20 protein-coding genes and 1 riboswitch are annotated in these 21181 nt (G+C 69.7%); of the genes, 7 read left to right on the top strand and 13 right to left on the bottom strand.

Features of this window, described 5'->3' with window-relative positions:
- Positions 1-10: 10 nt before the first annotated feature.
- From hpt to dacB, 4 genes are all read right to left on the bottom strand, one after another.
- On the bottom strand, positions 11-562 hold the full coding sequence (gene hpt / locus NVU01S_RS13170) for a hypoxanthine phosphoribosyltransferase (protein ID WP_042254939.1): 552 nt from the start codon (positions 560-562) through the stop codon (positions 11-13).
- A 51-nt stretch (positions 563-613) separates the two neighbouring features.
- On the bottom strand, positions 614-1603 hold the full coding sequence (tilS, locus tag NVU01S_RS13165) for a tRNA lysidine(34) synthetase TilS (protein ID WP_043682300.1): 990 nt from the start codon (positions 1601-1603) through the stop codon (positions 614-616).
- A gap of 93 nt (positions 1604-1696) precedes the next feature.
- The gene (locus NVU01S_RS13160) at positions 1697-2776 is read right to left on the bottom strand and encodes an Rv3626c family coenzyme F420 biosynthesis-associated protein (RefSeq protein ID WP_043682320.1); all 1080 of its coding nucleotides are present in this window, start codon (positions 2774-2776) and stop codon (positions 1697-1699) included.
- Positions 2777-2839: 63 nt separating this feature from the next.
- The gene (gene dacB / locus NVU01S_RS13155; RefSeq protein WP_244467556.1) at positions 2840-4291 is read right to left on the bottom strand and encodes a D-alanyl-D-alanine carboxypeptidase/D-alanyl-D-alanine endopeptidase; all 1452 of its coding nucleotides are present in this window, start codon (positions 4289-4291) and stop codon (positions 2840-2842) included.
- A gap of 161 nt (positions 4292-4452) precedes the next feature.
- Between dacB and NVU01S_RS13150 the strand changes: the two genes are divergently transcribed.
- A complete protein-coding gene (locus NVU01S_RS13150) occupies positions 4453-4944 on the top strand; it encodes an inorganic diphosphatase (protein ID WP_042254942.1) in 492 nt (163 codons plus the stop codon).
- A gap of 75 nt (positions 4945-5019) precedes the next feature.
- Here NVU01S_RS13150 and NVU01S_RS13145 read toward each other — a convergent pair whose 3' ends face one another.
- Complete coding sequence (locus NVU01S_RS13145) at positions 5020-8070, bottom strand: AfsR/SARP family transcriptional regulator (protein ID WP_043682297.1); 3051 nt, start codon at positions 8068-8070, stop codon at positions 5020-5022.
- A gap of 350 nt (positions 8071-8420) precedes the next feature.
- Between NVU01S_RS13145 and NVU01S_RS13140 the strand changes: the two genes are divergently transcribed.
- Together NVU01S_RS13140 and NVU01S_RS13135 are read left to right on the top strand one after the other, a co-directional pair.
- Entirely contained in the window at positions 8421-9608 is a 1188-nt protein-coding gene (locus NVU01S_RS13140; protein ID WP_052281409.1) for a serine hydrolase domain-containing protein, read from the top strand.
- A 62-nt stretch (positions 9609-9670) separates the two neighbouring features.
- Entirely contained in the window at positions 9671-11185 is a 1515-nt protein-coding gene (locus NVU01S_RS13135) for an alpha/beta fold hydrolase (RefSeq protein WP_244467555.1), read from the top strand.
- Between the two features lie 42 nt (positions 11186-11227).
- Here NVU01S_RS13135 and NVU01S_RS13130 read toward each other — a convergent pair whose 3' ends face one another.
- From NVU01S_RS13130 to NVU01S_RS13110, 5 genes are all read right to left on the bottom strand, one after another.
- Entirely contained in the window at positions 11228-11872 is a 645-nt protein-coding gene (locus NVU01S_RS13130) for a response regulator transcription factor (RefSeq protein ID WP_029896826.1), read from the bottom strand.
- Positions 11860-13116 (bottom strand): sensor histidine kinase, encoded by a 1257-nt coding sequence (locus NVU01S_RS13125; protein WP_052281408.1) that lies wholly within the window; start codon positions 13114-13116, stop codon positions 11860-11862. Before NVU01S_RS13125 ends, NVU01S_RS13130 begins: the two co-directional genes overlap by 13 nt.
- A 109-nt stretch (positions 13117-13225) precedes the next feature.
- A complete protein-coding gene (locus NVU01S_RS13120; RefSeq protein ID WP_043682292.1) occupies positions 13226-15040 on the bottom strand; it encodes an MDR family MFS transporter in 1815 nt (604 codons plus the stop codon).
- Positions 15037-15543, bottom strand: a complete 507-nt coding sequence (locus tag NVU01S_RS13115; RefSeq protein ID WP_043682290.1) for a MarR family winged helix-turn-helix transcriptional regulator — start codon at positions 15541-15543, stop codon at positions 15037-15039. Before NVU01S_RS13115 ends, NVU01S_RS13120 begins: the two co-directional genes overlap by 4 nt.
- An 88-nt stretch (positions 15544-15631) precedes the next feature.
- Complete coding sequence (locus NVU01S_RS13110) at positions 15632-16453, bottom strand: crotonase/enoyl-CoA hydratase family protein (protein ID WP_043682288.1); 822 nt, start codon at positions 16451-16453, stop codon at positions 15632-15634.
- Positions 16454-16667: 214 nt separating this feature from the next.
- On the opposite strand from NVU01S_RS13110, the gene NVU01S_RS13105 reads away from it, so the two are divergent.
- The 3 genes from NVU01S_RS13105 (at position 16668) to NVU01S_RS13095 (ending at position 18174) form a co-directional block, all read left to right on the top strand.
- Positions 16668-16988, top strand: a complete 321-nt coding sequence (locus NVU01S_RS13105; RefSeq protein ID WP_043682286.1) for a 2-oxo-4-hydroxy-4-carboxy-5-ureidoimidazoline decarboxylase — start codon at positions 16668-16670, stop codon at positions 16986-16988.
- Between the two features lie 34 nt (positions 16989-17022).
- The gene (locus NVU01S_RS13100; RefSeq protein ID WP_043682284.1) at positions 17023-17499 is read left to right on the top strand and encodes a YbaK/EbsC family protein; all 477 of its coding nucleotides are present in this window, start codon (positions 17023-17025) and stop codon (positions 17497-17499) included.
- A 126-nt stretch (positions 17500-17625) separates the two neighbouring features.
- Positions 17626-18174, top strand: coding sequence for a flavin reductase family protein (locus tag NVU01S_RS13095; protein ID WP_043682281.1), 549 nt, complete (start codon positions 17626-17628; stop codon positions 18172-18174).
- 9 nt (positions 18175-18183) lie between these two features.
- On the opposite strand, the gene NVU01S_RS13090 is transcribed toward NVU01S_RS13095, so the two are convergent.
- The 3 genes from NVU01S_RS13090 to NVU01S_RS13080 form a co-directional block, all read right to left on the bottom strand.
- Positions 18184-18477 (bottom strand): helix-turn-helix domain-containing protein, encoded by a 294-nt coding sequence (locus tag NVU01S_RS13090; protein WP_063048109.1) that lies wholly within the window; start codon positions 18475-18477, stop codon positions 18184-18186.
- Positions 18470-18826, bottom strand: a complete 357-nt coding sequence (locus NVU01S_RS13085) for a type II toxin-antitoxin system RelE/ParE family toxin (RefSeq protein ID WP_063048108.1) — start codon at positions 18824-18826, stop codon at positions 18470-18472. Before NVU01S_RS13085 ends, NVU01S_RS13090 begins: the two co-directional genes overlap by 8 nt.
- Before the next feature lie 63 nt (positions 18827-18889).
- The gene (locus NVU01S_RS13080) at positions 18890-20209 is read right to left on the bottom strand and encodes an aminotransferase class V-fold PLP-dependent enzyme (RefSeq protein WP_063048107.1); all 1320 of its coding nucleotides are present in this window, start codon (positions 20207-20209) and stop codon (positions 18890-18892) included.
- A gap of 48 nt (positions 20210-20257) precedes the next feature.
- Positions 20258-20371: riboswitch (SAM riboswitch) on the bottom strand.
- Positions 20372-20481: 110 nt separating this feature from the next.
- Between NVU01S_RS13080 and NVU01S_RS13075 the strand changes: the two genes are divergently transcribed.
- Positions 20482-21120 carry a LysE family translocator gene (locus NVU01S_RS13075; RefSeq protein ID WP_043678156.1) on the top strand — a complete coding sequence of 213 codons (639 nt, stop codon included), beginning with the start codon at positions 20482-20484 and terminating at the stop codon, positions 21118-21120.
- The last annotated feature ends 61 nt before the right edge of the window (positions 21121-21181 follow it).

The following is a 21181-nucleotide window of genomic DNA, read 5'->3' as shown; positions in this document are numbered from 1 at the left end:
CGGGCTCGGGTCAGGAGTAGACCTTGGGATCGAGGGTGCCGATGTAGGGCAGGTCGCGGTAGCGCTCGGCGTAGTCGAGGCCGTAACCGACGACGAACTCGTTCGGAATGTCGAAGCCGACATGCGCGACGTCCACGTGCGTGCGTAACGCGTCCGGCTTGCGTAACAGCGTGACCACCTCGAGCGAGGCCGGGTTGCGGGTGGAGAGGTTGCGCTTGAGCCAGGACAGCGTCAGGCCCGAGTCGATGATGTCCTCGACGATCAGCACATTGCGGCCCGCGATGTCCTTGTCCAGGTCTTTCATGATGCGCACGACACCGGACGACGAGGTGGACGAGCCGTACGACGAGACGGCCATGAACTCCATCTGGGTCGGAATCGGCAGCGCCTTGGCCAGGTCGGTCATGAAGAAGATCGCGCCCTTGAGCACGCCCACCAGCAGCAGATCGCCCTCGGGCGCGCCGGGGGGATAGCGTTTGGCGATGAGCTCGGCCAGCTCCTTGGTCTTGGTGGCGATCTCTTCCTCGGTGATCAGCACCGACGCGATGTCGTCCCCGTACACGTCAGCTGTTCCCTTCTGGTTTTCGCTCCCGGACGGCCGACCCATTATGTGTCATCGGCCGCTGCGCAGACGCAGTGTCAGCCTGCCATGTTCGCGCGCCGCGACCAACCTGCTACCCCCGGTTCCGCCTCCGACCGCCACCCCACCCTGGCCGCGCCAGTTCGTGATCAGCTCGTCCACCGCGCGTAAATGCTTGCCCGTCAGGGCTTTCGCGCCACCTTCGAGCAACCATGCCCGGATCGCCCGGCGGCGTAGCGCGGCCGGCGCAGTGGCGAGGGTCTCGATGACGAGGGTGCCGCCATCACTCGCGGTGTCCAGCAGCTCCCCGGCAAGCGCGTCCAGCACGGCGCCGTCCGCGCGCAGCTGGGCGGCGGTGCGGGCGAGCGCCTCGGCCGCGCCGCCGCCCAGTACGTCCTCCAGCAGCGGCAGCACCTCGGTGCGCAGCCGCACCCGGGTGAATTCGGGCGCGTAATTGTGCGGGTCTTCGTGCGGGGTCAGCCCGGCTTCGGCGCACAGCCGCCGCGTCGTCTCCCGTCGCACCTCGAGCAAGGGCCGTCCCCAGGGTTCGGCCCACTCGGCCATCCCCTGGATGGACCGCCCGCCCGACCCGCGCGCCAAGCCGAGCAACACGGTTTCGGCCTGGTCGTCGAGCGTGTGCCCGAGCAAGACCGGCAGTCCGGCACGAGCCGCGGCCAACGCCGTGTACCGGGCCTCCCGTGCCGCCGCCTCGAGCCCGCCCGTGCTGCCGACCACCACGGGCAGGATTCGGGCCGAGCGGCAGCCGAGGGACAGCGCGGTCGCGGCCGCGGCCGCGGCGACGGCATCGGACCCGGGCTGCAATTGATGGTCGATGACGAGAGCATCCACCGCGTCCAACTCCACGACCGCCGCCGCGGTCAACGCCAGCGAGTCCGCCCCGCCGGACAACGCGACAGCGACCTCGGCCCCACCGTGCGCGGCACGCCACGCGCGCACCGCACGCCGCACCGCCAGCACCGCCGCCGTCTCCGGCAGACGCCGCGGCTCCGCCGGTTCACCCATACGCGCACCCTACGGTTCGCGCACCCGTTCCGTCTTCCCGCACCCGCTGTGCCATGCCAGAACGGGTGCGGGAAGACGGAACGGGTGCGGGGCTCAGCCCAGGACGCGCGCCACCCAGCGTTCGGGGGTCTCGATTTCGTCTGTGCGCGGGAGGGTTTCGGCGTCGGTCCAGATGGTGTTGAACTCGGTCATGCCGACCCGGCCGACAACGTCGTCCACGAACTTCTTGCCGCGGACGTACTGGGCGACCTTGGCGTCCACGCCCAGCAGCGCGCGCATGATGCGCTGGATCGGGTTGGTGGGACGCTTGCGGCGCTGATCGAAGGCCGAACGGATCTGCTCGACGGAGGGCACCACGGCGGGCCCGACCGCGTCCATGACGTGATCGGCGTGGCCCTCCAGCAGCGTGCCCAGCATGAGCAGCCGGTCGAGCGCCTCGCGTTGCGGCGGGGCCTGGGTGGCACGCAGCAGGCCCACCACGCCACGGGTGGCGGGATCGTCGGGCACGGTCCCGCGACGGCGGTCGCGGACCTCCTCGAGCAGCCGCGACAGCATCTCGTTGAGCGGCTCGTCCCCGACCTCGCCGAGCACCTCGACATTGGTCCGCATGTACTCGGCCAGCCAGGGCGCCGAGGAGAACTGCACCCGGTGGGTCACCTCGTGCAGGCAGACCCAGAGCCGGAAGTCGCTGGGCGAGACGCCCAGCGCCCGCTCCACCGCCATGATGTTCGGCGCGACGAGCAGCAGGGTGCCGTCGGGACCGGTGAACGGGTCGTACTGGCCGAGGATCGCGGTGGACAGGAAGGCGAGCATCGCGCCCGCCTGCACGCCGGCCGGTTTGCCCTGCAACAGCCCACGCTCGGCGCTCGTGCCGTCGCTGCCGGTGAGCTGGGCCATGGAGTCGGCGGCGGCCGCGATCCAGCCGGGCCGGTCCACGATCCGGGCGGCGGGCACCGGCTGATCGTCGAGCAGCCGGCTCACCTCGCGGACCGGGCCCTCGGCCCGGACCGAGGCCGCCGCCAGTTCGGCGACGACCTGTTCGGCCGAGTAGCGGGAGGTGCGCGGGCCGGCGGGCACCAGGGCGGCGCCGGTCTTCGCCGCGAGGCGCCAGTCGACCGCGCCGGAGAAGCCGGAACGGCCCTTCGACTGCTCGACCGCGACGCCGGTCGGCATCACCGCGTCCGCCGCGCCGGTACCGGCCGGGTCGGAACTTTCTCCGTGCATGTCAACCACCCGTCACGAGCATCCACAGTTGCGTAGCGTGCCCGCGATCGCGTCGAGCGCGGGCCTGCTCACCTCCGGCGGTCGATCGTTCGACATCAGCGCGAAAGTCAGCACCCGGCCGTCGGCGTCGAGCACATACCCGACCAACGCGCTGGACACCGACAGAGTTCCGGTCTTGGCCCGGACGAACCCGGCGGCCTGCCGGTTGTGGTCGACGTAGCGGCTGGTCAGCGAGCCGGTCGCGCCCGCGATCGGCAGGGCGTCCAGCAGCGGGGCCAAAGTGGCGGCGAGCCGGTCGTTCTCGGGCCGGGCCATGGTGCCCGCGGGCTGCACCGCGCTGCTCGCGTTGGGCTTGGCCGCGGTCGCCACGACCCGGTCCAGCAGCCGCGCCGGAATCCGGTCGTCGACCGAGAGTCCGCTGTTGTCGTGCATCTCCAGGCCGGTCAGGTCGAAGCCCGCCTTGCCGAGGGCAGTGTTCACCGCGGCGACCGCGCCGCTGAACGAGGCTTCGCCGCCGGTGGCGACGGAGATCTCGCGCCCGACCGCCTCGGCGAGGATGTTGTCGGAGTAGACCATCATGTCGCGCAACCGGTCCCGCAGCGGGGCCGAGCGCACGCTCGCGACCTCGGCCGCGCCCGGCGCCGCGGTACCGATCCGCACCCGGGCGGGATCGAGGCCGAGTTCGGTGGCCAGCCTGCGCCCGGCGTCCAGCGCGGGCGTCGGGGTACGCGGGGAGTACTCGACGAGCGGCTGCAACCGGCCGCCGTCGATCATCACCGACTCCATCGGCGCGATCGAGCCGTCCCCGATATCGATCGGATCCCAGCCCTTCGCCATGGCCGGCCCGGTGTAGGCCGAGGTGTCCACCACGATGGTGTCGACCGCGCGGCCGGAGTTCTTGATCTGCGACACCAGGTCGGCGACCTTGGCTCCGTTCGGGTAGTACCCCTTGCCCTCCGGCTCGGCCGTCAGCGTCGGATCGCCGCCGCCGACGAGCACCAGTTCGTTCGGCGCGGCACCCGCGACCACCTTGGTGATCAGCCGATGGTCGGCCGGCAGGGTGAGCAACGCCGCGGCCGTGGTCAGGATCTTCGCCGTGGACGAGGGGATCATCGGCTTGCCCGGGTCGCCGCTCCAGAGCACCGTCGCGCTGTCGGCGTCGGTCACCTGCCCGGCGAAGGCGCCGAGATCCGGGTTGCCGATCACCGGCGCGAGCGCGGCGGCGATACCGGCCGGGCTCGGCGCGGGCGCGTTGGACGGGGCGGGCGCGACCTGCGGGAAGGGCCGGACCGGCGTGGGCGGGGCCGCGACGGTGCGCCCGCCGTGCCGGAATTCGTCGGTCCACGGCTTGACCGTGAGCAGCACGCCCGTGCCCGCCGCGAGCAAGACGGCGAGTGTGACGCCGAACGCGATCCAGAGATTGCGGCGCCGCCGGTTGGCCAAGCCACCTTTGTTCTTACCCACCACTGACCGCAGCTCTCCTCGACCGATTTCCGCAGCAGCCGCCTGCCGCACCCATGTCCCCGCCGACCACACTATCCTCGTTGCGCAACCGTTCCCTTGAACAACCTGGCGAGTCGGCAGTCGCGACTGCTCATGCTCATAGATGCACCGAAGGAGATGGCGTGGAGTTCGACGTCACCATCGAGATCCCCAAGGGCTCTCGGAACAAGTACGAGGTCGATCACGAGACCGGACGGGTCCGGCTCGACCGGCACCTCTACACCTCCATGGTCTACCCCGCCGACTACGGCTACATCGAGAACACCCTGGGCGAGGACGGTGACCCGCTGGACGCGCTGGTCCTGCTGCCCGAGTCGGTGTTCCCCGGCTGCCTCATCGAGGTGCGCCCGGTCGCGATGTACAAGATGGTCGACGAGGCAGGCGGCGACGACAAGGTGCTGTGCGTGCCCGCGGGAGACCCGCGCTGGGAGCACATCCAGGACCTGAAGGATGTGCCCGAGTTCGAGCTGGCCGCGATCAAGCACTTCTTCGAGCGGTACAAGGATCTGGAGCCGGGCAAGTACGTCAAGGGCTCGGAGTGGGTCGGCCGGGCCGAGGCCGAGGCCGAGGTCGAGGCCTCGGTGCAGCGGTTGAAGGACCAGGGCGGCCACTGAGCCGCAGCGGGAGCGGGAAGCCGGGTCGTCCGGCTTCCCGCTTTCGCGTTGTGGCCCAGGCCGGTGGCGCCGTCGTCACACCTCCGTGGCGCGAGTACGCCGCTCGGCCCGTTCGGCCATCACCTCGTCCAGGTGTTCGCGCAGCAGCGACAGGATCGGCGCCTCCACCTCGCCGTCGAGCCGCTCGTGGGTGAAGTGCGCGTCCTCGATCGAGGCGAAAGTCTCTGCCGCCGAGCGATATACGCAGTACGCCTGATGGGTTCGCCCGAGCGCCTGCAGGATCAGCCCGTGCATCACCAGCACCCGCGCCCGGCTCAGCGGCCCGATGGCGCGATTGAGCGTGCGCACGGCCGCTTCCGCGATCGGTTCGGCCTTGGCCAGTTCACCCGCCATCATGTGCACGTGCGCGAGCCGCGCCAGCGCCCAGCCCTCGCGCAGTTCGACGCCGCTGAGCTGGGCCAGCCGCACCGCCTCGGTGCACAGCTCGATGGCCTGCGCGTGGTCGCCCTGGAAGCTGCGGCACACGCCGAGTTCGTGGGTCGCCATCGCCTCCAGCGCCGCGTTGCCGATCTTCGCGGCGAGCGTCTTCGCCGCACCGGCCCGCTCCTGCGCCTCGGCGAATTCGCCTGCGTCCGAAAGGGTTTTGGCGATGTGCACCAGGCTGGCACACTCCACCGCGGGATCGCCGACCCGCTGCGCCAGCCGGATCGCACGCTCGCCGTGCGCGATCGAGGCCGCCGTCTCGGTGCCCATCCGGGTCGAGGAGGCCAGCAGCTGCGCCGCGAACGCGACCAGCCGCACGTCGCCCGGCGTGGCCCCGCCCAGCGACAGCGCGATGCGCTGATGGTCGCGGCCCTGCCGCAGCGTGCCGAGCGAGTAGCTGAAGATCGAGCCCAACGTCACCCGGATCCGGCATTCGACGCGTCGGTCCCCGGCCCGCAGCGCGGCATCGAGCAGTTTGTTCAAGGCCCGCGACAGCTCCTGGCCGTGCGGGCCGCCGTCGATCAATTCCGCGGTGGCCCAGGCGATATCGGCGGCGGCGGGCAGAGCCGCTCCGCCCACCCGCGCGGCCTGCTCGTACAGCGAGATCAGGTTCGGACGCTCCGCGTCGAGCCAGTACTGCGCGGCGATGGTGTCCACGAACGAAAGACCCTGCGCGACAGTCTCGCCGAGATGCTCCGACAGCGTCGTACCCGGGTTGCACACCACCATCAGGTTTTTCATGCTCGCCAGGTAGAAGTCCAGCAGGCGGATCAACGCGTCCGCGGCCGGCTCGTCGCCGGCCTGGTGCAGTTCGCGGGCGAACAGGCGCGGCAGATCGTGATAGGTGTAGCGGCCCGGCGCGCTGGTCTCCATCAGATTCAGGTCGACCAGCGACTCGCACAGTTCCTCGACGAGCATCCGGTCCGAGCCGAGGACCGCCGCCGCGCCGTCCAGCGAGATCTGCGCGACCTCGGGCACCGCGAGCATCCGGAACGCCCTGGCCTGCGCGCAATCGAGCTGGTCGTAGCTGAGCCGGAACGCGGCCTCGACCGCGAGGTCACCGCTGCGCAGCGTGCCGAGCCGCTGCTGTTCGTCGACCAGCCGCTCGGCCAGGCTGCTGATGGTCCACTGCGGCCGGGCCGCGAGCCGCGCGCCGACGATCCGGACCGCCAGCGGCAGCCCGCCGCACGCGTCCAGCACGCTGTCCACCGCGGCCGGCTCGGCGGCGACCCGCCGCAACCCGGCGATCCCGGCCAGCAGCGTGTGCGCTTCGGCGCGTGCGAGCACGTCCAGCCGCACCCCGAGAATACCTACGACGCAGGGCAATTCGGGCATGGACGAGCGGCTCGTGATCAATACCGCCGACCCCGGGGTACCGGGAATCAGCGGCGTGACCTGATCCACGTCGTGCGCGTTGTCCAGCACGACGAGCACCCGCTTGCCGTCGAGGAAGCTGCGGAACTGACCGGACCGCTCCGCCAGCGTCGGCGCGATCTCGCCCTCCGGCACGCCGAGCGCACGCAGGAAGTCGCCGAGCGCATCGGCGGCCGGGGTGGCCCGCCCGGCCGGGTGGCCGCCGCGCGCCTGCGCGAAGCCGTGCAGGTCGACGTGCAGCTGCCCGTCCGGAAACCGGTCCCGCACCAGGTGACCCACGTGCACCGCGAGCGCGCTCTTGCCGATGCCGCCCATACCGCCGATCACGCACACCGGCACCGCGGAACTGTTTGCGCGGGTGAGCCATTCGCTGATCGCGCGCACCGTGTCGGCCCGGCCGGTGAAGTCCACGACATCGGCGGGCAGCTGCGCGACCCGGGTGACCGCGCGCCGCTGCGGGCGCACCGTCGCCGAGTTGCGCGGGGTGGCGAGGTGTGGCGCGGTCAGGTCCGCGCGCAGAATGCGCTGGTGCAGCTCGGTCAGCTGCTGGCCGGGTTCGATGCCGAGCCGGTCGATGAGCGCCTTACGGGTCTCGGCGTACACCGCGAGCGCCTCGGCCTGGCGGCCCGCGTGGTACAGCGCGGTCATCAGCAGGCCGCGGGTCTGCTCGCGCATCGGATGCTCGGCGCAGAGCGGGGTCAGTTCGGCGATCACCTCGGTGTAGCGGCCGAGCCGCAGGTCCAGCTCGATCCGCTGCTCCAGCAACGCGACTCGGCGCTCGATCAGCTGGGTGCGCTGGCGATCGGCGTAGGGGCCGGGCAGTCCGGCCAGTGGCGTGCCGGACCACAGGCGCAGCGCGGCGTCGAGTCGTTCGCGGACCTGCTCGACCGAATGCGGCTGCTCTGCGCCGGCCCGCTCCTGCTGCACCTCCAGCAGCAGATCCTCGACCATCTCCACGTCCACCGCGCCGGGGTCGAGCCGCAACGCGTAACCGCCGCCGAACCCGACGAGCACCGTCGCGGGCGCGCCGGACGGGCGGTCCGGCTCGAGCGCGCGGCGCAGATGCAGGATGTGATTGCGCAGCGCGCCGATCGCGCTCGGCGTCGGATGCTCGCCCCAGACGCCGTCGATGAGTTCGGGCACCGTCGCCGACCGTCCACTGCGCAGCAGCAGCGCTGCCAGCAAGGCTCTGCGTTGCTTCGACCCGAGATCGAGCTCCAGGTCATCGCGCCACGCACGCACCTCACCCAGCACAGCGAACTTCAGCATGCGGCCCTCTCTCTCCGACCGTCGGACGTTCGGCTTCGAAGGTAACCAATCGTCCGACGTTTGCGGCAACCTCGCCCTACTACCGGACGATGAGCCACCAATGATCCATCGCCACAGATACCGCATCAAACCGAGGATTCCGTGAGTTTTCGGTGACGAACAGCTGATCGGATGCTGATGTCCTGACGGAAGACGGGCGATGGTGGTGCTGGCACCACCATCGAGGGCCCGCAGGCGTTACCCGATATTCGGGTACGCGCGGCATGGGCGCGACCTCCTCGAATTCCTAGGCTCGAAACCGTCGCGGAGCACCGATGCCTCCCGACTCGAACAGGAGGACAGCACTGCTCATGAACCCCTTTCGGCGCAATGGCGCAAGGGCGGCCCGGTCGGCGCTCGTGGTGGGCGCGGTACTCGCCGCGGCCGCGTGCGGCGCAGAGACGTCGGTGAGTACGCCGACTTCCGACAAGGCGGCGCCGCCCGCACTCGCCGCCGCGTTGGACCGCGTGGTGCAGAGCGGGATTCCCGGGGTGCAGGTCGTCCTCGACGGCCCCGGCGGGCATCGGGTCTACACCGCGGGCGTCGGCGACATCGGCACGGGTGCGCCCTTCCAGGACGACGCCCTCGTCCGGATCGGCAGCAACACAAAGACTTTCGTCGCGACGGTGGTGCTCCAGCTGGTCGCCGAGGGCAAGGTGGACCTGGCCGCGCCGATCGAGCGCTACCTGCCCGGTGTGGTGCAGGGCAACGGCAACGAGGGCAACCGCGTCACGGTGCGTCAACTCCTGCAGCACACCAGCGGTCTGGCCGACTATCTCGGCCGCGGTAACGGCACCAGCATCGACCGGAACAGCCCGACTCAACTCGACCCGGACGAAGACGCCATCCGGACACAGCATTTCGAGGCCGCGGAGCTGGTTCGCAACGCGATGACCATGCCGCCGAACTTCGAGCCCGGCGCGAAATCGGTCTACACCAACACCAATTACCTGCTGCTCGGCATGCTCATCGAACACGTCACCGGACGGCCTTACACCGACGAGATCAACAGCCGGATCATCGGCCCGCTCGGACTGAAGTCCACCTACTCCCCCGCCTCGGGCGAGCGCACGCTGCGCGATCCGCATCCGCGTGGCTATCACGTCCGGGAGGGCAAGCAGATCGACTTCACCGAGCTGGACCCGTCCTGGGGCGGCGCGGCGGGCGCGATGGTCGCCAGCAACGCGGACCTCAACACGTTCACCGTCGCGCTGCTGTCCGGAAAGCTGTTGCCGCCTGCGCAATCGGCGCAGATGCAGCAGACGGTGCCGTTCGATCGGATGCCCGGCGCCGGTTACGGCCTCGGTCTGATCCATCGGACGACCTCGTGCGGCAAGGAGGTCTGGGGCCACGGCGGCAGCATCCCCGGGTTCGGTACCCGCAACAGCGCCACGGCCGACGGCACCGCGGTCGCCGTCGCGGTGAACCAGCTGCCGAACTCGGACGAGTCGTCCGAGCTGATCGAGGCCGTGCTCGATACCGCGCTCTGCGCTCAGTGACCACACAGCTACCCGCGCCGCACCCGATTCCGGTGCGGCCGAACGACATCGGAGGATCGACCGTGAACCGCACCCGCAGGCGCAGCGCCGTCGCGAGCGTCGCCGCCGGGCTGGCGCTCTGCGCCGGCCCGGCCGGCTGCACCGGCACCGACGCCAACGCCGAACCCCCTGCGCTGGAACGCTTCTACAGCCAGCAGCTCGATTGGAAAGCCTGCGACGATCCGAAACTGGATCCGGCGGGCGCGCAGTGCACCGACGTGACCGTGCCGCTGAACTACGCCGACCCGCAAGGGCCGACCACGACGGTCGCCATCTCCCGGCTGGTCTCCCCGGAACCCGCGAAACGACGCGGCGTCATGCTGTCCAACCCGGGCGGCCCCGGCGGTTCCGGGCTCGATTTCATGCTCGGCGTCCGCGAGGCGATGACGCCCGACGTGCGCGCGCAGTACGACCTCATCGGCATGGACCCGCGCGGTATCGGGCGCTCCGCGGCGATCAACTGCCACTGGCCGCGCGGCTTCGCGTTGGAGTCGGCCGGTGTCGACGCCGCGAGCTACGCCGAATCCGTGGCCACCCACGCCGATTTCGCGGCGCGCTGCGCGGCGACCGAAGCGGCCAGGCTGCCGCACATCAGCACCCGCAACACCGCGCGCGATATGGACGTGATCCGCGGCGCGCTCGGCGTCGACAAGGTCAGCTACTTCGGCACCTCGTACGGCACCTACCTGGGTGCCGTGTTCACCCAGATGTTCCCGCAGCGCAGCGACCGGATCGTGCTGGACAGCGCCGCGAATCCGGACACCTACGGCCCCGTCGGCATGATGCAGGCCATGGGTCCGGCGAACGAGGCCGCACTCGATCTCTGGGCCGACTGGGCTGCCGCGCACGACGGCGAGTACCACTTCGGCGACTCCCGCGCCGCGGTGCGGGCCACCATCCTGGATCTGATCCAGCGATCGGCACGGCAGCCGATTCGGTTGGGCGAGTTCGACATCGATGATCACATCGCGCCGATGCTGCTGTTCGTCGGGCTGGACGACGTGCGCAACTACGAGTTGCTGGCAGGGCAGGTGCGTCAGCTCCGCGACGCGGCGAACGGTATGCCCGTGCAGCCCGACGACACGCTGCGGGAAAGCCTCGAGCACATTTTCAAGCCGGTCGAACAGGACGGTTCACCGCAGATGGCGGTGCTGTGCGGGGACGTCGCCGCACCCCGTGATCCGGCGTTCTACCTGCGCAATATCGAGGCGGCCCGGGCGAGCCAGCCGGTGTTCGGCGCGTTCGCGAACAACATCACCTCCTGCGCGTTCTGGGCGCCGCCGCTGGAACCGCCTACGGTGGTGGACAATTCGGTGCCGAGCTTGATCCTGAACTCCACCGGCGACACCCGCACCGCCTACGAGGGCGCGCGCGTACTGCATCAGAAGATGACCGGCTCGGCCTTCGTCACCCTGCAGGATGTGCCGATCCACTACATCTTCGGCCGCTACCCCAACGCCTGCGCGTACGGCGCGGTGAACGCGTACCTGCGCGACGGTACGCTGCCCGCCACCGAACTCACCTGCAAGGCGGACTAGGCCGGACGCGTGCAGGCCTGAATCCCGCACGGGTTCAGGCCTTCACGCGTTCAGGTAGGCCAGAACCGCGAGCACCCGGCGGTGCCCGACCTCCTCGGTGGACAGCCCCAGCTTCGCGAAAATGCTCCGAATGTGTTTGTGCACAGCGCCTTCGCTGACCACCAGCCGCTCGGCGATGGTGCCGTTGTTGTGTCCCTCGGCCATCAAGGCGAGCACCTCCCGCTCCCGCGCGGTCAGCGCGGCCAGCGGGTCGTCGGCTTTGCGCCGCACCAGCAGTTGCGAGATCACCTCGGGATCCATCGCGGTGCCACCCGCCGCCACCCGCCGCAGCGAGTCGAGGAACCGGTCCACCTTCCCGACCCGTTCCTTGAGCAGATAGCCCACCCCGCCCAGGCCGTCGCCGAGCAGTTCGGCGGCGTAGCTGTCCTCCACCCACGAGGAAAGGACCAGCACCGGCAGACCGGGATGCAGTTCGCGAGCGCGCACCGCGGCACGCAGCCCGTCGTCGGTAAAGGTCGGCGGCATCCGGATGTCGACCACCACCGCGTCCGGCCGGTCCGCGGCCACGGCGGCGAGGAAGTCGTCGGCATTGCCGACCGCGGCGACCACCTCGATGCCCGCGGTGCTGAGCAAGAGCACGAGTCCCTCCCGCAGCAGGGCGTCGTCCTCGGCGATCATGACCCGCACGGCAACTCCACCCGCAACACAGTAGGGCCACCCGGCGGGCTCGTCAGCACCATCCGTCCGTCGAGCGCCTCGGCGCGGCGGCGGATGCCGGCCAGCCCGCCGCCGTAGGTCTCGACCGCGCCGCCGACGCCGTCGTCGCGGACCTCGATGGTCAACAGCTCCGGCCGGCCGCCGAGCGCCACGGTGATGCCCTCGGCCCCGGAGTGCTTGGTCGCGTTGGTGAGCGCCTCGGTGATCACGAAGTAGGCGGCCGCTTCCACCGCGGCGGGCTGCCTGCCCACCTCGGCCAACTCGAGCACGCACGGGATCGGGCTGCGCGCCGCGAGCGCCGACACGGCGCTCACCAGGCCGCGGTCGGAGAGCACGGGCGGGTAGACGTTGCGCACCACATCGCGCAGTTCGGCGAGCGCCGCCGTCGCGGTGTCCTGTGCTTTGCGCACCAGCTCGTGCGCCGCCGCCGGATTCTGTTCGCGCAGTTGATCGGCCAGCCCGAGCTGCATGATCACCGCCGCGATCCGGGCCTGCGCGCCGTCGTGCAGGTCGCGTTCGATTCGGCGCAGTTCCGCGCCGTGCGCGTCCAGCGCGGCCGCCCTGGTCGCGGTCAACGCGGCGACCCGATCGGCGAGCACGACCCCTTCGGCGGGGCCGAGCAGGGCACGGGCCAGCAGCGCCTGCCACCGCGCCACCACCGGGACCAGCAGCGTCAAGCTGATGAGCGGCAACGTGAGCGCGGCGCTGAGCCATGCCGAGGGCCACGAGTCCACCGCGTAGCCGAAGGTCATGAACTCCCCCGGCGGCAGGTACTGCCACAGCGCCGGGGTCGCCAGTTGAACGAGCACCGACACCGGCAGGGCGACGGCGAAAATGCCCAGATAGATCCCGGTCAGACCGTGCGCGATCAGCCAGGCCAGGTCGCGGCGGTTCGCCGGATCGGTGACCGCCGTGCGCACCCGCGAGCGGAGCCCGCCCACGAGGGGTTGATAGCTCTCCTCGATCGGTGTGCCGAGTCGCTGTGCCGCCCTGCGCCGTTCGAACGAGACCAGCGGCCGGACCACCCGGACCGCCTCCGGCACCGCCGGGATGCCGACCCCGATCAGGCAGCACGCGAGCACCAGGAGCAGGCCGATCACCGCGAACATCGCGGCCAGCGAGGTCACGCTGCCGACCGCCAGGTACCCGATCGCACCCGGCAACAGCCGTAGCCGCGCCAGCGCGGAACGCAGGACCTCTCTCACCCTCGTCATGCTGTCAGAACATCAGTCCGTGCGCGGCGGACGGTCGCGCCGCCCGCAACGACGGCAACCGCGCCGGCCGGCGAGCGGTCCGGCGCGGTTGCCGTGGTGCCGGATTCGGTCACGCAGAACCGGGGCCGTCCGCCGGCCGCCCGGCCGCGTCGTCCCGCGCGCCGCCGCGCTGCGGCGGGTCGATGACCTCGCCGCCGCCGAGCACCAGTCCCGCCTGATCGACCACCCGGGCCTCGCCGGCCGGGACGCTCTCGCCGTTCTCCGCCGCCGCCGCGGCGTGGGCCGCTTCGATACCGCCCGTCAACCGCAGCGGCACCTCCCGCCAGAACAACACCAGGATCAGCGCGATCAGCGCGACACCGGTCGCCGACAGGAACACCGTCGACATCGAATCGGCGAAGCCGACCTTGAACGGCCGGGCCAGGTCGGGGCTCAGCTGCTGGATGATCGAGCTGTCCTTCAGCACCTGTCCCGCGGCCGAAGTGTCCTGCGCGAGCAAGCCTTTCGCCAGCGCGGCATCGGCCGGGTTGCTGCTGCGCGCGCCCTCGACCACCGCGTGCTGGAACTGCGGATCGGCGGCGGCACTGCGCATTTCGTCCGAGATGTTCGGGGTCAGCTGCGCGAACAGGATGGACAGGAACACCGCGACACCGAGCGTGCCGCCGATCTGCCGGAAGAACGTGGCCGCGGCGGTCGACACACCCATGTCCTTGGGCGGCAACGCGTTCTGCAAGGCCAGGGTGAGCGGCTGCATCAGGTTGCCGAGGCCGAAACCGGTGCACGCCATGAAGATCATCGCGAGCCACAGCGGGCTGTCCGCGGTCAGATAGTGCAGCAGGAACAGGCCGAGCGTCAGCATGGTCGCGCCGATGATCGTGAAGGCGCGGTAGCGGCCGGTCCGCGAAATCAGCTGGCCGGACACGACAGAACCGATCATCAGGCCGAGCACCATCGGCAGCATCTGCAGGCCGGCCAGCGTCGGGCTCGCCCCACGCACCACCTGCAGGTACTGCGGCAGCAGCGAGATACCGCCGAACATGCCCGCACCGACCACGAACGAGATCACCACGCCCAGTGCGAAAGTGCCGTTCTTGAAGATCCGCAGCGGGATCAGCGCCGCATCCCGCAGGTTCTTTTCCACCAGCACGAAGCCGATGATGCCGAGGCCGCCGATCACGTAGCAGGCGATGGAACGACCACTGCCCCAACCCCATTCGCGGCCCTGCTCGGCGACCACGAGCAGCGGGGCCAGGCCGATCGCGAGCACCAGCACACCCCACCAGTCCACCCGGTCGGTCGACTTCGGCCGCTTGGGCAGCTTCAGCACCCGCGACACCACGGCCAGCGCGATCAGGCCGATCGGCACGTTCACCAGGAACACCCAGCGCCATCCGCTGACGCCGAGAATCGTCTGCTGTCCGGCGAGCACGCCGCCGAGCACCGGGCCGATCACGCTGGACGTGCCGAACACCGCCAGGAAGTAGCCCTGATATTTGGCGCGTTCGCGCGGGCCGACGATATCGCCGAGGATGGTCAGCGCCAACGACATCAAGCCGCCCGCGCCGATACCCTGCACCGCGCGGAACGCGGCGAGCTGATACATCGACTGGGCCATCGTGCACAGCAGCGAACCGACGATGAAGATCGCGATGGCCAGCATGAAGAACTGCTTACGGCCGAACATATCGGACAACTTGCCGTACAGCGGAGTGGCCAGCGTCGCGGTGATCAGGTAGGCCGTGGTGGCCCACGCCTGCATCGAGTAGCCGTTGAGGTCGTCGGCGATGGTGCGGATGGCGGTGGAGACGATCGTCTGATCGAGCGCCGCCAGCAGCATCCCGAGCATCAATCCGCTCAGGATCACCAGGATCTGACGATGGGTGAAAGCCGGGGGCGCTGCCGCGGTCGGCGCTGCTGCGGTCATTTGTCGTTCTCCGTCTCGGTAAGGGCCTCGTCCCAGTTGCGGCGCATGGCGGCGATCATCTCCGGTCGCGTTCGCTCGAAATCGTCGACGAACTGCCGGAGCAACTCGGCGAACTCGGCCCGGGTCTGCGGTGCCCACTTCGCCATCACCTTGCTCAGGTTGTCGTTGCGGCGTCGGCGGATCTGCTCCGCGACGGCGCGACCGCGTTCGGTGACCACGAGCACGGTCGCGCGGCCGTCCGCCGGGTCGGCCTGCCGCTCGACGAGCTGCCTGCCGACCAGCTGGGCCACCTGACGACTGACCGTCGACGCGTCCGAGTGCAGTGCGGCCGCGAGTTCGCCGGAGCGCATCGGCCCGTCGAAACACAGCCGGATCAGAGCGCCGAACGCGGCGGGGTCCAGCCCGTCCTTGGTCCACGTGCCGATCTGGGCCGCGGTGCGGTCCCGGATCCGCTGCAAGCGGGTGAGTTGCATCGCGATCGTGTCGATCGTCTGGTCGTCCACACCCTCACCTTTGCTTGCATCAATCAACTAGTTGCGCGATGCAAGTATGCAGACGGAACCGGAACTGGGGCAAGCGATAAACGGCGCTTTACTCGCCCTTGAACTCAGGAGCCCGCTTCTCGAACACGGCCTTGATCGCCTCGGTGAGATCCTCCGAGGGCAGGAACGCGGAGTTCCACGCGGACACGTAGCGCAGTCCGGTGGCGACCTCGTTCTTGGTGCGCTGATCCAGCACATCCTTCACACCCTGCACCACCAGCGGCGGGTTCGCGGCGATCTCGCGTGCGGTGGCGTGTGCCGCGTCCAGCGCCGCGGCCTGATCGGCGAACACGTCGTTGACCAGGCCGATCTTCTCCGCACGGGCGGCGTCGATGTCTTTACCCGTGTACGCCAGCTCCCGCAGCTGTCCCTCGGCGATGATGCCGGGCAGCCGGTGCAGCGAGCCGATATCGGCGACGATCGCGACCTTCGCCTCGCGCAGGCTGAACTTCGCCTCGGCGCTCGCGTAGCGGATGTCGACCGCGGCGATCAGGTCCAGACCGCCACCGATGCACCAGCCGGAGATCGCGGCGATCACCGGCTTGCGGCAATCCGCCACCGCCGTCACCGCACCCTGCATCTTGCGCAGCTCGACCAGGAATTCGGTGCGCGGCGCGGCCAGCGCGCGATCGCCGAGCAGCGGGCCGAACATGCCGCTCATCGCGGGCAGATCGAGGCCGTAGGAGAAGTGCGGGCCCGCACCCGTCAGCACGATCGCGCGTACCTCCGGATCCGCGTCCAGCCCCTGGAAGATCTCCGGCAACTCCCGCCAGAAATCCGGGCCCATCGCGTTGCCCTTGCCGGGACCCGTCAGCGTCACCTGCGCGACGTGGTCTTTGATCTCGACGGTGAATGCCTGCCAGTCAGTCATTTGTACAGCGTATTCCAGAGGACGGAAGACGAACACACCTCGCCCGGGCCATACGCCCTGACGCTTTGACCACGACGCCCGCCGCACGGTGCCGCGTGGCACGTAAATCCTGTTAAAGCTGCGCAAAATTGTTGCGGTGCAGTAGTTCCGAACGGGTGGTGCGCGGATCATGGAACCACGTCATCGAACCTCACTTTTCGGCTCGGAGGCCACCATGCTGATGCATCAGGGAATCGGTCTCGACCGGTTCAACGAATTTCCCCGTGCCCGCGCGATACACGCGCTTTTCGGCTGTTGCGGCAATGTCACCTGGGCGACCGAACTCGCCGACGCCAGACCCTTCCCGGATCGGGACGCGTTGCTGGCCACCGCAGATATCGGCTTGCTCGCGCTCTCGCCGGGCGATCTGGATCGGGCATTCGAAGCGGTTGCGCACGAACAGGTCTCGGAGCACAGCGTGTCCGAGCTGGCGCGGTGCACGCACGCGCGCATCGCACAGCTGCTCGGGCCGAGCGAGGGCTATCCGGAATACTGACGCATTCCCTGCGATTCGCTCTACTCTGGTTTTCATGCGCAGGTCGACATTGCCACCGATCGCCTGCCGAGTCGCGGACACCCTCATCGCCCGAGGCCATCACGGTGTCATCGTGACCCAGCCGGCACCGACGCCCACGGTCGCGGACGCGGCGCGCGCACTCGGAGTCGACGTGGGAGCCATCACGACCGCGACGGTGTTCCTGCTGGACGAGGATCCCGTGCTGCTGCTGGTTTCCGGCGCGCACGAGGTGGACCTGGCCGCCACCGGCAACCGGCTGGAAGGCACGCTCACCCCGGCACCCACCGAGCTGGTCCGGCAGGTGACCGGGCAACCGATCGGCGGGGTCGCCCCGGTGGGCCATCCCACCAACCTGCCCACCTGGGTGGATTCGGAGCTGGCCCGGCATCGCGAAGTGTGGGCCGCGGGCGGTCATCCGAACACTGTGTTCCGCACCTCTTTTCACGAGCTGGTGCGCATCACCGCCGGGCTGCCCATCGACGTCGTATAGGCACCGCGCGCACCGGTTTTCATCGGTCCGATCGGTATGTCATGCGGTGCGCACGGTCGACGGTTCGCGCGGAAACCCCCGGGCGGGGGAACGCGAAGCGGACGAACCCGGCGTAGGTTGGCTTAGGTGACCGAGGCTGAACGACCCGTGGATTTCCAGATCCCCGACGATTTGAGCGGAATCACCGCCGAGCAGTTCCGCGCGTCCATGCGGCACTATCCGGCGGGCGTCACCGTGGTCACCTTGAATTCACCGAACGGGCCGATCGGTTTCACCGCGACGTCGTTCGCCTCGTTGTCGCTGGCGCCGCCGCTCGTCTCGTTCAATATCGCGCACACCTCGTCCAGCCTCACCGCCCTGTTGGACGCCGGCTCGGTGGTCATCCATTTTCTCGGCGAACACCAGCGCCACATCGCCCAGCGCTTCGCCCGCACCGCCGACGAGCGGTTCACCGACCGTTCCCTCTGGACCACCCTGGACACCGGCGAACCCGTCCTGCACGGCACCCCCATCTGGTTGCGCGCCACCATCCACCAACTGATCCCCCTCGGCGACCACACCCTCGTAGTGGGCCTGGTCACCCGAGTCCACGACAACACCAACGAATCCCCCGCCGCCGCCCCTCTCCTCTACTACAACGGCCGCTACCACCGCCCCACCCAACTCGGCGATTGAGCGGGGCTGTCAGGCGACTCGGGGCCGAACCTGCACGACCAGGTCGGCATCGAGCGCGTGAGCAAGTCGCTCGAGGACGATCAGGCTCGGGATGGTGCCCCCGGCCTCGAACCGAGCCACGGCGGATTGCGTCATATCGGCGGCTTCAGCCAGAGTTGTCTGGCTCCATCCTTTGCCTTCACGCATTTGCCGAACGGACCGTCCGAGTTCGTATGCGAGGCGCGCCGCTTCGAAGGCCTCAACAGCCCCAGGCTCCTGCATCCGCCGATTCTTGATCTCCGACCAGTCGCTGCGCTCAGCCATAGCTCTCATCCTCCTCGGCGGTATGCCGCTCAGCGATGCAGCGGTCGAGCGCCCGCCGGGCGCGCCCGACCTGTGCACGCTCACGCATTCGTGACTTTACGAAAACAGTGAGCATCACGATCCGGCGCCCCGGAGCGATCCAGTAGGTCAGCCCGACCGCGGAACCATCGAGGTAGAACCGCAATTCGCGCAGCTTACCGTCCAGCTGGCGGGTATACGGTTCGCCTAGCAGCGGCCCATTGTCAGCCAATAGCTCGACATAGAACGCGGTGTGGGCGAACATGTCCGGCGGGAGATCTTCCAGCCAATCACGCACCTCAGGTTCGAGCTCAACGATACCCCATCCCATAGCGTTGATGCTATATATCAATTCGCTATTAATTGTCGGGTTTCGCGAGTTTTGGCAGACGGGTCAGTCGATGAGGCAGGGGGCGGCGCCGGTGGGGGCTTGGGAGGTGAAGGGGCGGGTTTCGGGGGTGGGGTTCCAGAGGCCGTTCGTGGTGGCGTAGTTCCAGGCGGGGCCGGTGCGGACGAGGGTGGCGACGGCATCGATCAGGCGGTCGACGTGGGCGGGGGTGGTGCCGAGGCCGATGCTGGCGCGGAGCGCGCCGTCGAGGTCGAGGCGGGCGAGCAGGGGGTGCGCGCAGAAGCGGCCGTCGCGCACGCCGATGCCGTGTTCGGCGGACAGGTAGGCGGCGACGTGGCCGGGGACGAATCCGTCCAGGGTGAAGGCGACGATGCCGACGGTGTCGGGGCTGTCGTGCCAGATCCGCAGCAGGCGCACGCCCGGGATCGCGGCAAGACCTTCGCGCAGGCGATCGGCGAGGCGGTGCTCGTGCGCGGCAAGGGTTTCGGCGTCGATCTCACAGAGCGCGTCACAGGCGGCGGCGAGCGCGGCGGCGCCGAGCACGTTGGGCGAACCGCCCTCGTGCCGCTGCGGCGCGGCGGCCCACTCGACACCGGTGGTGCTCACCTCGCGGACCGCACCACCACCGGCCAGGTACGGCTCGGCCCGGTCGAGCCAGTCCCGGCGGCCGACGAGCACGCCGGCCCCGAACGGCGCGTACAACTTGTGCCCGGAAAAGGCGATGTAGTCGATACCGGTGTCGCGCAGGCTGATTCGGCGATGCGGGGCCAGCTGGGCGGCGTCGACGAGGATGCGGGCGCCGCACTGGTGCGCCACGGTGGCGAGGCGCTCGAGCGGCAGCACCTCCCCGGTCACATTGGACGCGCCGGTCACCGCGAGCAGCGCGGCGGGCTTGCTGCACAGCTCCGCGACCAACCGGCCGATGGTCTCCTCGACGGTCGCCGCGGCCTGCACCACCCGCCGTCCGTGCCGGGTCCAGGGCAGGAGGTTGGCGTGATGCTCGATATCGAGCACCACGGTGTCGCCGGGTACGCAGGACGCGAGCAGATTCAGCGAGTCGGTGGTGTTGCGGGTGAACACCACGACCTGGTCGTCGGCGGCGTCGAGGTAGCGGGTGACCGAGCCGCGCGCGGCCTCGTAGCACTCGGTGGAGATGCGCGAGGCGTAGCCCGCGCCGCGGTGCACGCTCGCGTAGAACGGCAGCAGCTCCTGCACGCGGTCGGTGACCTGGGCCAGCGCGGGCGCGCTCGCCGCGTAGTCGAAGTTGGCGTAGGTGGTGGTTCCGCCCTGAACGAGCGGCACCTGCAGGTCGTCACCGGAAACCCGGGCGAGGGCGGAACAGGTCTGGTCCACAACAGCAGTCATCACGAAAATCCCGTCGGCTCTGGGACCCACGATCTGGAAGATTCATCGAGTCCGCGCTTGCCGCACCCGGTCGGGCGACGGCCCGGTCGTCACCCGGAGCACCCCACCGCGGAGGAGGGTTGCCGACCAGCAAGCCGGGGCTGAACGCTGGTACTCATGACCTGTCCCGAGATTGACAGACACCGCCCCGCCCTGTCAACCCGCGCCCGGACACGCGCCCGCACCGCCGAAAACTCCTTGCGCGGACGCCGGCCGAGGACCAGATTCAGGAAATGTCGCTTTCCCTGCTGCTGAGCTTCATCGGCGTGTGCATCCTGCTCTCGATCACCCCGGGCCCGGATTCGTTCCTGGTGCTGCGCTTCTCGATCGTGGACGCGCGACCGGGGATCGCCGCCGCGATCGGCTCGGCGGTGGGCGGCATCGTATGGGCGGTGGTGGTCGCGGCGGGCGTCGCGGCACTGCTGGAACAGTCCGCGACGGCGTATCGCGCACTCAAGGTGGTCGGCGGAATCTATTTGGTGTACTTGGGGATTCGCGCACTGCTGGAACAGCGGCGGGCGCGCCGGGCCGGTCTGCGCACCGACGACGCGGCACAGGCCGCGGCGGGCGCCCGCGCGTCGGTTCGCTCGGCGTTCACCGCGGGCCTCGTCTCGTGCCTGTTCAACCCGAAAGTGGGCCTGTTCTATCTCGCCGTGCTCCCCCAGTTCCTCACCGAGGTCACCTTCGCCAACACCTTGGCGCTCGGCGCCGTCGAATCCTCGATCGCCGCGGTAGAGATGGTGCTACTGGCCCTGGCCGCCTCCCGCGCGGTCGCGCTGCTGCGCCGGCCGAAGATCCGGGAGCGGCTCGAACAGGCCAGCGCGGCTATCTTGGCGACCCTCGGGATCGGCACGGCGGCCTCCGCGGCCTGATCCCGACCGTCCGAAACGCTCTGAGCTGCAAGATCACCAAGCCGATGAGCGGAATCACATC

The sequence above is a fragment of the Nocardia vulneris genome (assembly GCF_001613425.1).
In the GTDB taxonomy this organism is placed as follows: Bacteria; Actinomycetota; Actinomycetes; order Mycobacteriales; family Mycobacteriaceae; genus Nocardia; species Nocardia vulneris.
Note: the sequence above shows the minus strand (reverse complement) of the source record. Positions and strands in the feature narration are given on the sequence as shown.